Source organism: Paenibacillus sp. H1-7 (assembly GCF_022354825.1).
In the GTDB taxonomy this organism is placed as follows: domain Bacteria; phylum Bacillota; class Bacilli; order Paenibacillales; family NBRC-103111; genus Paenibacillus_S.
The window spans coordinates 4,540,042-4,552,384 of the sequence record NZ_CP031168.1; the positions used below are offsets into that span (position 1 = coordinate 4,540,042).

At 48.5% G+C, this 12,343-nt stretch carries 8 protein-coding genes; all 8 read right to left on the reverse strand.

Going from position 1 to position 12,343, the window contains the following annotated elements; all coding sequences use genetic code 11:
• Window positions 1-46: 46 nt before the first annotated feature.
• Window positions 47-1,345: an ABC transporter substrate-binding protein gene (locus DVH26_RS20165; RefSeq protein WP_239624600.1), complete on the reverse strand. Its 1,299-nt coding sequence runs from the start codon at window positions 1,343-1,345 to the stop codon at window positions 47-49.
• Entirely contained in the window at window positions 1,342-2,634 is a 1,293-nt protein-coding gene (locus tag DVH26_RS20170; RefSeq protein ID WP_239624603.1) for a sulfatase family protein, read from the reverse strand. Before DVH26_RS20170 ends, DVH26_RS20165 begins: the two co-directional genes overlap by 4 nt.
• A gap of 451 nt (window positions 2,635-3,085) precedes the next feature.
• Complete coding sequence (locus DVH26_RS20175; protein ID WP_239624606.1) at window positions 3,086-4,399, reverse strand: sulfatase family protein; 1,314 nt, start codon at window positions 4,397-4,399, stop codon at window positions 3,086-3,088.
• Entirely contained in the window at window positions 4,396-5,898 is a 1,503-nt protein-coding gene (locus DVH26_RS20180; RefSeq protein WP_239624608.1) for a sulfatase family protein, read from the reverse strand. The genes DVH26_RS20175 and DVH26_RS20180 overlap by 4 nt, the downstream gene beginning before the upstream one ends.
• 83 nt (window positions 5,899-5,981) lie before the next feature.
• Window positions 5,982-7,319: an ABC transporter substrate-binding protein gene (locus tag DVH26_RS20185; RefSeq protein ID WP_239624610.1), complete on the reverse strand. Its 1,338-nt coding sequence runs from the start codon at window positions 7,317-7,319 to the stop codon at window positions 5,982-5,984.
• Between the two features lie 306 nt (window positions 7,320-7,625).
• The gene (locus DVH26_RS20190; protein ID WP_239624612.1) at window positions 7,626-8,549 is read right to left on the reverse strand and encodes an AraC family transcriptional regulator; all 924 of its coding nucleotides are present in this window, start codon (window positions 8,547-8,549) and stop codon (window positions 7,626-7,628) included.
• Window positions 8,550-8,945: 396 nt separating this feature from the next.
• Window positions 8,946-10,553, reverse strand: a complete 1,608-nt coding sequence (locus tag DVH26_RS20195; RefSeq protein ID WP_239624614.1) for an arylsulfatase — start codon at window positions 10,551-10,553, stop codon at window positions 8,946-8,948.
• A 394-nt stretch (window positions 10,554-10,947) separates the two neighbouring features.
• Entirely contained in the window at window positions 10,948-12,324 is a 1,377-nt protein-coding gene (locus DVH26_RS20200) for a sulfatase family protein (RefSeq protein WP_239624615.1), read from the reverse strand.
• Between the last annotated feature and the right edge of the window lie 19 nt (window positions 12,325-12,343).

The window sequence follows — 12,343 nt, forward strand, 5'->3', positions numbered from 1 at the left end:
CATCTGTCCTCCAAATTCGTTTTTTCATGTAACCTCCCCACTGTGATTACTGTTTTTTTAGTTCCGTTTCAATTTGCTTATTCGCCAACTCTTCCGCTTCGCGCAGCGCCGTATTGATGTCTGCTTCCCCTTTTATGACCCTGTTGATGGCCGTCGTTATTTGACCTTTAGCAAGATCCGTAAATTTGTCATTATAGCGGTTCACCGCCGGTGTATTATAGAAAATGCCTTTCACATTTTTTCCCTTCAACGAATGGAGATTTGCACCGAAGTTCTCTTTAATTTTAGGATCCTTCAAGCTCGTTAGGCGGCCACGTTTATTCATTTCCGACTGGTTCGCCTCCTCCGTTACAACCTCCATCACTTTGAATGCCGCTTCCTTATGGTTACTGGTAGAAGTCATCATCAGCATGTGCGTTGCCGCCTCTGCATCGATTCTGGGAGCTTCCCGGAACGTCGGAAACGATACCAAATCCCAATTGAGCGCTTTCCCTTGATTATACAAGTCCTCAAGCTCTCCAATCCTTGCACCCTTCGCTGCAGACATGGCCAATGTTTGATCTATCTGAAATGCTGCGAGATTGTTCGGCGGCTGGTTGCCGGGAATATCCGTAACGGCTTTGTGTGCTTGAAATATCCGCACCCATCCGTCACCGCTAAGCGTTGCTTTTTTCGTATTCGGATCGAAGGAGACAAGAGAAAGCTGCTCGGATTTAAGCTCGACCCCGCCCGGGTGAAGGCCATAATATTGCTGCCCGTTATCGAGCCGGGTCAATTGCTTGGCTAAATCGATCACTTCTTCCCAGGTCATCCCGTCCTTCGGATATGGAATGGCAAACTTGTCAAATAGATCTTTGTTGTAAAAAAGTGCGGTGAAATTAATGGAGAACGGAACCGCATAGAATTGTCCTTGCGCTCCAAGCGATTTGATCGTTTCGATAACGTTGGGCTCAAAACGGTTTAAATCAAAGCCGTTCGCTTTGATCAACGTGGACAAATCCTCCGTTGCATTCAATTCGTTGAACGTTCGAACCCCTAATGCGTTCGTGAAGACAAGATCCGGCATAACTCCGCTGGAAACTAAGCTTTCCGGCGTTTTGTCTTTGTCCGCGTGAACGAGTTCAATGTCGATATACGGATATTTCTTTTTCACCGGTTCGGCGATCAAGACGCGGAATTCTTCATCGCTGATATTGGCGCCGCGCTGGTACATCGTTAATTTGACCGGCTCATTATCGGCAACGACGGAACCACCGGAGCCGCCGGACGGTTCCACGCGACCGCTGCATCCGGAACTGGCCAGGATAAGGACAGATAATACTGCGATCAAAGATGTGTGTTTCATGAAGAGGTCTCCTCTATGCGCTCGGTGACGAGCTTATCTTTTGTTTCAGAGGCAAATTGAAAAAGAAGATTACGTAATTGCCGTTCTAATTCCTCATTGTCAGGATGACCGGCTTTATTGCTTCGTTCAAAAGGATCTTCTGTAGTATCGTACAGATGCGTGGTTTGCAAACCGGACAATTTAACCGCGAGCAGATGATGCTTCGAACGGACCGCGCGGAATTCTTCCGCCTTGCCCATTTTCCCTTGTATATATACCGCCTCCGGTCCGAGCGTCGGATCGTTGTGTATAAGGGCTTGTGAGAGGTCATTGCCTTGAACCGCATCGGGCCACTTAAGACCGGATAGAGCAAGCAGCGTCGGCATGAAATCAACGGTATGGAACAACACGTCATTCTCCAATCCCCGTCCGAGTTTGTCCGGATATTTGAGAATAAACGGGATATGTATCGCTTCCTCGAGCGGCTGTCCTTTACGGTACAATGCTTGGGAACCGAGCATATCTCCATGATCGGAGGAGAATACCAGAATGGTATTCTCGCTCAAGCCAAGAATGTCCAATTTATCGATGACTTTCCCCAAATTATCGTCCAAGGCGGTAATATGCGTATTGTAGCCTGCCAGCTCCTCCCTTGCCTTCTCCGCTTCCGTATCGGGTACATTGGGCCGCAAATGAATGCTCTCCGGCCGCAGATCTTCCCAGCGGGCGTCTCTCCCTTGCACCGGATAAAAAGGAGTGTGAGGCGGACCCCAAGACATAAATAAGCAGAAAGGCCGATCCTTGTTATTTTCAATGAAGCTGACCGCCAGATCGGTTTGATAATCCGGTTCATAACCGTTTTCGTGAATCGGCTCGGCCTCATTCCGGTAATAGACCGAATTCCAATAGTTGTGCCCGCGGTTAAATGCAGCCCAGTAATCGAAGCCCTGCCTTCTCGGGCCCGGTGGTACAAAGCCCGGCTTCTCCTCCCCGTCCAAATGCCATTTGCCAATATAGCCGGTCTGGTATCCATGATTGCGGTATATATGCGCAATTGAAGTTATATCGGTGCGCAAACGCAGGTTGTTTGTAATGAGACCGTGAGTATGAGCATAGAGACCGGAAATGATCGAAGCCCGGGCAGGCGTACAAACAGGATTGGACGTATAGGTTCGAGTCAAAGAGACCCCTTCGTCAATCAGTCGTTGCAAATTGGGCGCAATGACATCCGGATCCCGGGTAGGTAAAGACTCCTCTCGAAATTGATCCGCGAAAATAAAAACAAGATTCGGCAATGACTTGATTGACATTTCATCTTTCACTCCTTTATAGAAACAAATTGAAAAGTAAAGAGACCAAAACGTTGATCTTCACATGTTAAGGCCTCGGAAATTCGGTGTATTTCCATCAGGCCGCTGCTCCATCCGCTTCCGTTTTGAGCTTTACCTCCAATTTAATTAATCCTATAATAATTATCGGAATTAATGAAATCATAAATCATTTCATGCAATGATGAAAATATCATTATGTTGGATTGCGTTTTTCATTTTGTTGACTCCGTGTGCCGAAGTTGAAAACTTCGAGTACGTCTATCTGCTTTGTGGATCGCTCGACGGTTTCCAGTTGGTTGTTTTTTGACAAACAAAAAAACACCAAAGCGGTGTTTTTTTTTAATATATTTAATTTTATATTGTTAACCTGGAAATCATTGAAATTTGCAAGCGACAACGGTACGCGAAACGCTGCATCTCCGCCAAGGCTTCATTCGTATTCATGCAGCCTCGGACTTATACTGCTTAGCCTGTTTACTCTCGCCCCTGCTGGAGCGGGTACTTTCCCGAGCAGCAGCGGGTCGTCCGTACGCTCCATCCAGGTACGAAGACGTTCCGACAAGTCGCGATAAACGGATCCGTATTCGGCATTGCCGATAAGATTCACACGTTCAACCGGATCCAAATTTAGATCGAACAGCATCTCGTGCTCCTTCTTTTCCTTCAGCATCCCATTGTCCAGCATAAACGTTTTGCCCGGGCCGTCGTCGATGTTCGCAGGTACGTGGCGGTTGTGGTCGTCGAATAGCTTGATGTATTTGAATCGATTCGTCCGTATGCACCGCATCGGTTCATAGGCGGCATGATAAGTGACCTCCGAAAAAATCTCGTCCCGTATGCTTTCTGATTCTCCCTTTAACAGCGGGAGGAGTGAATGTCCTTGCAGCCACGAAGGCTTTTTGACTGACAGCAAATCGCAAATCGTCGGGAAGAGATCGAGCTGTGAAACGAGCGCGTCAATCGCACGGCCACCTTCATCGGTTATCCCTGGAACTTTGAGGATCAGTGATACGCCGATTCCCGTATCGTACAAATTGCATTTCATCCGCGGGAACGCAATTCCATGATCCGTAGTAAAAATGATTAACGTATCTCGTTCCAGCCCGGCTTCCCGAAGTGCATCGAGGACGATGCCTACACACCGGTCTACCGTCATGGCGGAGCTTATAAAGGCAGCCATATCCTCCCGGTTTTGCTTTGTGTCTGTGAGTGGAAAAGGCGGAAGCACATAGTTCGGATTAATAGCTCCGTCGATTTCAGAAAACTCCCGATGTGTGCTGAACATGCCGTACGATAGGAAAAACGGTGTTTCCGGCTTTCGAGTCTTCAAATATTCAGCTACTTTATGCGCGTTCTCCATATCCCATTGTCCTTCTCTTTTGCTGCTTCCTCCTGGAGTTGTCAATATACGCTCATATCCGAGCTGTTCGGGCTGCCGGGCTTCATGCTGAACGCCGCACAGAGCCGTTTCGAATCCATGGTTTTTTAGAAACGAGGCTAGATGCCGGTTTGGATCGCTTAGCTCAAATCCTCGGTGGGCAAGGCCAAGCATTCCCGACGAATGGGGAGCCATGCCTGTCAGCAAAGCGGATCTACTTGGCGAACAGGTTGGGCCCGCATTGTAAGCTTGCCGGAACAGAATCCCTTCTTCGGCAAAAGCTTGCAGCCGTGGCGTCGGTACCTTATGTCCGTATGGCTCGATATAGCGGCCGGTATCGTGAGTATGGATATAAACGATATTCATAAGGATCTGCTCCTTTCGCGACTTGCTTTCGGAAAACCGCGGGGATCTTCGTCCATCGGCACCACATCGGCCGTATGGATGAACCAGTCCAGCAGCCGTGATTCCAGCTCCGCCTGTATCGTCCTATAAGATGTGTGGCCATACACATTATTCAGTTCGCGGGGGTCTCTGCGCAAATCGTATAATTCACTCAAATCTGCCGTGCGCCGTACCAGCTTGTAGTCTTGCGTACGGATCATCGAAGCACGGCATACGGACTCCGGATAATCTTGCTGCAGCTTTCCTTTCGGATAATAAATATGCTTCTCGTCACGAAAAAAGCCGTCAAACGTTCGATCGGGCCGACCCTCGAAGCAGTGCTCCTCCCGCAAATCGTACCCGCCCTCGGCAAACACCGCCCGGCTCGGATCGCCAGGTTCCCCGTGAAGTTGAGGAACGAGAGAATGCGCAAAATGGTTGTGCTTTGCTTCAATTCCAGCCATATCAAGCACGGTTGCCATAATATCGAACAGCTCAACCTGTTCCTTCACGATATGACTCGCCTTGCAACCCGGACTGCGGACCAGCAGCGGAACTCTTGTCAGGGTATCGTCTAGGCCGCTCGGCCATTTTTCGACAAGACCGTAATCGCCAGCCCAATCCCCATGATCGGAAGAAACGATAATCGTCGTCGAATCGGCCAGGCCGCTCTCTTCAAGTGCGTTCATCAGCTCGCCGAGCCAAAAGTCCACATGACTGATCATACCTAAATAGACCGCCTGAATTTTTTTCAGTACGTCCCCCGGTAATTGATCCAGTCGTCTATATGCTCGAATTTTCTCATAAAAACCTGGCTTACCCGCAACCGGCGGACGCAGCTCCGGAAGCTCATCCGGATCGTACATATTATGATACGGCTCAGGTGCCGCATATGGCGGATGCGGCATCGCCGTCGGCAAGTAGAGAAAAAACGGCTGTTCTTTTGCATCTTGCGAACGGAGGAATTGAGTTGCTTTTTGAACCTTCACGGCCGTTTCCGTTCCGCTGCCTCCCTTCGGCTCGAACAAAAAGCTGTAGTACGCCGGATCTTCCGGATCGAACGTATTTTCTCTCACGAAGCTATCGGATGGGTTTGAATCGGTTAGGGTACTTTTCCCGGTTGTACTGAAGTCGCATCCCAATTCCCGAAAGTATTCCGTTGAATACAGGTCGTTTTTACCAAACCACTCGATCCGATAACCTGCTTGCTTCAAATACCTGAATAAACTGGGTTCATGAGGTCGCAGTAAATGCCACAATGTCCGATGGCCTGCCGTATGAGGATACCAGCCGGTCATCAGGCTGCAGCGGGACGGAGAACATACCGTATGCTGAACGTGGCACTGCTCGAAACGGACTCCCTCACGGGCCAGTCTGTCAAAATTGGGCGTTTTCACGAGAGGATGACCGTAACAAGACAAACTTTCGGCACGCATCTCGTCAGGAAAGAAAAAGATAAAGTTTCGGTTTTCGGCAGCCAAGAACATTCCTCCTTGTTATGAACCCTGCCTAAGTCAGCGTCGGCGCATTACCTTCGGTTTGGAGGGTTGGTTAAGTTATTTGCTTATGGTTTCTTTTCCTCCGCCGGAACGGATATAGTGCGATCGGTTGCCTTCAGCGATTGAATCTCTTTATCAATCGCGGACTGTACATTTCGCAGCGCGGAATTGACATCCGCCTTACCGGTCGCGACTTCTTTGGCGGCATCTTCCAGCTTTTTGGTAGCCACGTCCTTGTCGAATTCACTCGGAATATGAAGCTTTCTGGGTAGCGCTTTGAACACATTCTCGATTTGCTTGCCTTTCAGGCTTTCCAGTTCAGTCCCGAATTCCTTCTCTAGCTGCGGATTATCGAGAACGGACATCCGTCCCGAGTTGGCGATGATCTTTTGAACCTCCTCCGACAGCATATAAGTCATCACCTGGAACGCCTGCTCCTTATGCGGACTCAGTTTGGAAAGCATCATTGAGTGGATGTCGATCTCTCTGCCCGTTCCGAGAGCTTCCGGAAAATTCGGAAGAGGTGCCACATCCCAATTTAGCCTGGTTCCTTGCTGGCTCAGCTCCTGCAAAGGTCCGATTAAGCCACCGAGCCAGTTCGGCAGCATCGCCAAATTCCGTTCCTGCAAGAAAGCTTTATTACCATAAGTATGACGGCCATTTTCTCCGATATACCCCGGAATTTCGTAAGATTCCTTCAGCAACTGAAACACCCTCACCCAAGGCTCGCTTTGCACAGCCGCATTTCCGGTTTGCGGATCAATCAAAGGCAACGACAGACCGCGTGCAATATTCGTCGGTCCTGTCAAATCGATACCGACATAATTTATCCCGCCTTCAGTTCGGGTCAGCTGTCTGGCCAGTCTTAACGTCTCCTCCCAGGTCATGACTTTGTTCGGATATTCCACGCCGAACTTATCGAAGATGTCCTTGTTGTAAAAAAGAGCGGCCACATTAAGGGAAAACGGTAGTGCAATCAGTTCGTTATTGCTTGAATACAATTTGATCGAATCGGTAATTACCGGTTTAATCCGATTTAGGTCGAATTGGTTTTTTTTCACCAAATCGTCGAGCCCGTTTACGACGTTCAAGCCTTGCAGCCGAAAATACGACGGATTGCTCGTGAAAATGATGTCGGGAAACGAATTCGCAGCTAAAAGCTCCTCCGGTGTCGCGCCTTTCTCATCCACAATCAGTTTCAACGTAATGTTAGGATATTTTTTCTTGACCGGTTCTATAAAAAAGGTTTGGAATTCCGTCTCGGTTAAATTGAGCCCGGTCTTGTATACAGAGATTGTAATGGGCTCTTCACCCTTGCCTTGGACCGTCTCCTCGTTTCCGCAGCCGAGCAACGAAAGGATAATCCCAGTAATAATAAGCAGTATACCAATTCGTTTGACCATGACTATGAAAAACACCTCCTTAATAATTGCGCCAGTATAGGCACAAGCACTCTACTTCTATGAAACAGATGGATCCTCTCCCTTCATTCCAATTCGAAACGTATTCTCCCTCTTGTGTTTCTGGTGGGTCCAGTCAACACATCTATTCCGCTAAATCATATTTGTATAGTAGGAATTAATTGACAAAACTATCATACATGAGCTATGGCAAAAAGGGTAATATCACTTTGTATTATTGGATTTGGCATTTTGTCTGCTGCATATAGCAATCCCATGTTATTAGTCGGATACATAAACAGTCCGACATCATAAGAAAATGACATTTTGTTTATTTCGTTTTTTTGTTGTACTTCTGACGTCTATCGGATTAACCTTAACGGGTACGCCAGCCCTATACTCGGATGGGGACAGACCATAATAATTATAAAAAGCTCGGGAAAACGAATACAGATCGAGGTACCCGCAAGAGAGCGATATTTCCGTAACGCTCAACCTTGTATTCTTGAGCATCCCGCTGGCTCTTTCCATACGAAGCTTCATCAAATATTGCATAGGGCTCATACCGAGCAGACGATTAAACTCATTGTAAAAATGCGAACGGTGCACGCCCGCTACCCTAACAGCCTCTGCTACCGTAATTCCTTCCGTAAAATGCGTGTTGATAAAATCAACGCTTTTTTTTAGCCATTCATTGGCATGCGCCTTCTCAGGTGAATTCACAGTGAGTGGAGTTAACATGTTGAAAATATTGTATAAAGTGACTTGCAGTCTAATCACCGCGTTATTTTCCTTATCCGCAATGAGCTGAAACAATGTTTTGACCCACGTCAACAGTTCCGGTGTCATGCGGTTCCGAAGATAGGGTCGTTCTTCTGAGACGTCGATATACTTCAACATGGGAGAAGCTTGGGTTCCGTTAAATGCCATCCAAAACATTCTCAATGGCGTATCGGGGTCATCTTCAACAATAGAATAGCTGTACTTTATATGGGGATGGAGACAAAAGATATCATTTTGTGTCAATTTGACGTATTCATTTCCGTGCGAAAGGAAAAGTGAGCCGCTGATAATAAAGTGGAGGGAATAACAATCAATTACCCGCGGTCCCACGATATAGTTCGATTTCGCCTTGTTTTGTCCTACCCGAAGCGGCCAAATCCCTCCCAGCTTTTCGAAATCCGATGGTGTGTAGCGATAGCTCTCCCTAAATTCTTGTAAGTACTCTTTCATACGCTCACCTCTCGCATTAATTCGTGCCCAAATATCTAGAGGGTAGTAAGAAACTAAAAAAGACGTAGCTCTCCTCAAAAAAGAAAGGAAAGCTGCGTCTCCGGAGTTCCGGTTGAACACAATATATGCTGTATGTATAAAAATGGTATCATGCTCTGTCGGAAGTGTCAATGCGTTCCACACGCTTCCTACGCTGTACCTCGTTCGATAAAGCTCATCGTCTGTTCGGCGACGCTTCGATCTTATTTTCTTTGTAGCTGCCACGCCACAGTCATAGCACCGAATAGAAATATAACTCCTATTCGGGCTTTCCTTTTATTCATCAAAGGTAAATCCCCCACTTTCATAATCCACTTTAGGAAACGTATTAAATGTCTGCTTCAGATCACAGAGCGATCAGGAATTTACTTTTCGATCCGATGGTCTGCCCCTTTTCAAAGCTAATATTTTATCTCTTGGAATGACACCGCAACGGTCAGCCCATTTGTCATATTCTTTGCTTAGCTCCGCTACTTTCCCGGGATGCACGCCGGCAAGATCATTCGTTTCCGTACGGTCTGTTTCCATATCATAAAGCTCCCATGCACCTGGATACTTTTTTACCAGCTTCCACTGGCCTAAGCGGACGGCGGCATTTCCTTCATGCTCCCAGAAGAGCGGACGGCTTGGCCACGTGTTCCCCTCTATGATGTTAATGAGGCTTTTCCCCTCCAAGGGTAAAATGGGTCTGCCTTTATATGTCGCCGGATAACTGGCGCCCGAAATTTCAAGTATCGTCGCCATAATATCCGTTAGCTGGCCCGGAGTATGCCTGATAGCGCCTGGATCGGTAATCGACTCAGGCCAATGCACAATCAGTGGAGTTGCGATCCCGCCTTCATGTACCCAATGCTTATACAGGCGGAACGGCGTATTCGACAAGTTCGCCCAGGCTACCCCATAGCTTTGATACGTATTTTCGGCTCCCGGCAGGATGTCGTTACGATTTCCAAAGGCTACAAGCTCGTTATTTTTGGTCCGTTCCCGGCCGATCCCTCTCCGGATTCGAGCCTCGCCCGCCCCTGGTGCCAGTTCTTCCGCACAACCACCATTATCGGCAAGAAAGAAGATGATCGTATTCTCCCACTGGCCGGTCTCCTTTAATGTTTGCAAAATCGTGCCTATACCTTGATCCATCCGGTCGATTTGCGCAGCATAAACCTCCATTCGCCGAAGCTGCCATGCCTTATCCTCCACATCATCCCATTTGGGCTGTCCCGGATCTCGATCCGTCAGCTTCCACGATGAATCGATAAGGCCTTTTTCGATCATTCTCTCCAATCGCTCCTCCCGCAGCCGATCCCAGCCTTTCTCGAATCTTCCAGCATATTTCGCAATATCCTCCTCCCGCGCGTGAAGAGGCCAATGCGGCGCAGTATACGCTACGTATTGGAAAAAAGGCTGATCCGGATGCTCTTTTACATGCTCCTTAATGAACTGTGCCGCATGCCCGCTGATGGCATCTGTAATATAGTATTGATCGTCGCGCTCCGCCTCGTGTTCAATATTTTCATTATTTCGGGTAAGCGTGCCCGGATAAAAATAACTTGCTGCGCCGCCAAGTATCCCGTAAAAACGGTCGAATCCCCGCTGAATCGGCCATGTGTCGTTCACGGTTTTCGTATTTGTAGCAACGTGCCATTTGCCGCTCATATAAGTCCGATAGTTATTTTCTCTAAGAACCTCCGCAATCGTTACGCATTTTCCATTCAAATTGCCGGCGTAGCCTTCAGGTCCGTCATCGTTTACCAATATTCCGATCCCGGTCTGGTGGGAATGCAGGCCGGTGAGCAAAGAAGCTCGCGTCGGACTGCATCGGGCTGTATTATAAAATTGGGCAAACCGGATGCCGTTCTCCGCCAACGAGTTCAAATTCGGCGTATCGATTTCACCGCCATAGCATCCGATGTCCGAATACCCCATATCGTCATTTAAAATTACAATTATATTCGGTTTAGTACTCATTCCTGTTTCCCTCCGATTTCAATGAATGGTATTTATGCCGCACGGACTGCTCATGAGATGGAAATAACATTATGTTGGGATTTGCTTATCATTATGTTGTATTTATTTCTGATAAGAGTGGTTATTTTGCGAGGTCAGCACCTCATAACTGACATCCAGCCCGCGATATTGCGTTCCGACTTTTCTGGCCTGTGTAAAACACCGGCATATCGTATGATAAGCTTGAATAAAAAAGAGACGCCTCGCATGAGCAATACATCCCATGGAATGACGTCTCCGGCTGACTAGAAGATAATTCCTGTAAATTATTTAGTGTATGGAGACAGCTAATTAGAAATCTTGCTAAAAAAGGAAAGCACAACATGCCTCATTGCTTGCACTCCTTGACTTATCATCAAGCACCTGCCGGGGTTTCATTTTCGAATGCTTTGTCCCGCAGCAGACGCAGCTGCTCCTGTTGAAACCGATGCGCCCTCTCATCTTCCAGCTCCGGGGAACAAATGCGGCGAAGTTCGGTCTCGAGCTCAACCGCTTTTTCCGGATAATCCGCAAACACGTTATTCAACTCATCCGGATCTTCACGCAAATGGTACAGCTGATGCGGCGCCTCGGCATTATAGATCAGCTTCCAGTCCCCTTTGCGAATCAAGAAAGCGCCGGATCTTGTACCGTGCCCATGGTATTCAGAGAACACCACGCGCTCAGGATCGCACTCCTTCACCGTCTGAAGCGGCTCGCCCGCCCAATGCGACGGCCGCTGAGCGCCTGCAGCGTGGAACAGGGACGCCTGGATATCATGCGAGTCAACCGGCGTTTCCACCCGTTTGCCTTTAGCAAAATCCGGCCCGGCCGCGATGCACGGAATGCGAACGGAATCTTCGTAAAGCGAGCATTTCCACCACATACCGAATTTTCCGAGCATGTCCCCGTGATCCGACGTGTAAATGACATTCGTGCTTTCCTTGAGTCCGCTCTCCTGCAGCGCGTCAAGCAGTCGGCCGAGCTGGTCGTCGATAAAGGCGACATTACCCAAATATCCTCTTCTCAGCCCCCGCACCTGTTCTTCCGTAAATAAATCTGTCTGGAAGTGCATTCGCAAATCGCGTGCATACGGATGGTTCGCACTTTCCTCCTCTTTGCCGTAACGGGGAAGATCTCCGCCCTGCGGGTACAAATTCCAATACTCCTGCGTGTTCCATTGCGGAAAGTGCGGATTCAGCAGGTTGATTGTCATCGTCCATGGCTGGTTTAAGGTCGGAGCCACCTCCCGCAGCCAATTCAATGCTTCATTGATAACCTTTAAATCACCATCAAACGCGTCTTCTTTCACGCCGTAGCCGTCCGCCCTCTGTGCTGCATCCTTTCGGATCGCAAGTGGCCTGCGGCTAAAATTCTTATCGCCGGGTTTTTTATGCTCCTTCCGGTGATGGATTTCTGTAAATCCGAGCCGTTTGGCCGACTCGTACACATGGATTTTACCGAAATGCGCGGTGTATACACCCTGGTCATGCAGCACCTTGCCGTAGGACGGGAAATCAGTACGCAGCCCGACATTGCAGTTGCTGTACACCTGCAGCTCGTGCACCCGCCGGCCCGACATGAAAGCAGAACGGCTCGGTGTGCAGAGCGGCGAAGGGCAATACGCATTCTCATACACGGTACCCTCGGCGGCCAGACGCTCCATACTCGGTGTGCGAAGGAAGCTGTGGCCGTACACGGCGGAGTAGAACGGATTGTGCTCGTCAGATATTAAAACGATACTGTTACTCATTCGGTGTTCCTCCTTTGAT

Bases quoted from the DNA above. Each gene is read 5' to 3' on its own strand.
- DVH26_RS20195 (WP_239624614.1), bottom strand. From the start codon at position 10,553: ATGAGTACTAAACCGAATATAATTGTAATTTTAAATGACGATATGGGG.
- DVH26_RS20200 (WP_239624615.1), bottom strand. From the start codon at position 12,324: ATGAGTAACAGTATCGTTTTAATATCTGACGAGCACAATCCGTTCTAC.
- DVH26_RS20165 (WP_239624600.1), bottom strand. From the start codon at position 1,345: ATGAAACACACATCTTTGATCGCAGTATTATCTGTCCTTATCCTGGCC.
- DVH26_RS20190 (WP_239624612.1), bottom strand. From the start codon at position 8,549: ATGAAAGAGTACTTACAAGAATTTAGGGAGAGCTATCGCTACACACCA.
- DVH26_RS20170 (WP_239624603.1), bottom strand. From the start codon at position 2,634: ATGTCAATCAAGTCATTGCCGAATCTTGTTTTTATTTTCGCGGATCAA.
- DVH26_RS20185 (WP_239624610.1), bottom strand. From the start codon at position 7,319: ATGGTCAAACGAATTGGTATACTGCTTATTATTACTGGGATTATCCTT.
- DVH26_RS20175 (WP_239624606.1), bottom strand. From the start codon at position 4,399: ATGAATATCGTTTATATCCATACTCACGATACCGGCCGCTATATCGAG.